A 232-nucleotide genomic window follows, 5' to 3' on the forward strand; every position below is an offset into this window, starting at 1 on the left:
GCGCGCGCCTGTGGGCACAATCACCTGCACAACCTCGAGCCCGAGGACTTGTGTGCCCTGACAATGGAGGCCGCCGCAATGGCGCGGGTGCCGCTGGCGGGAACCAGTTGGTACCCCGGTAAGGAAGGGTTCTGAATAGATGCTGCGCGGCTCCTTGATGGGGGCCGCGTTTTTGCTTTGAAAAACTAAAATTCAACAGGGAAAGGAAAGCAATCGTGACGATAGATCTCGC

Annotated in this window: 1 pseudogene; it reads left to right on the plus strand. The window is 58.2% G+C overall.

The features are described from left to right. Positions 1–135 (plus strand): annotated as a pseudogene (locus QMP16_RS23550) (FMN-binding glutamate synthase family protein); the annotation flags it as partial. Positions 136–232: the final 97 nt, after the last annotated feature.

This window comes from Ruegeria atlantica (genome assembly GCF_947495585.1).
GTDB classification, from domain to species: domain Bacteria; phylum Pseudomonadota; class Alphaproteobacteria; order Rhodobacterales; family Rhodobacteraceae; genus Ruegeria; species Ruegeria atlantica_G.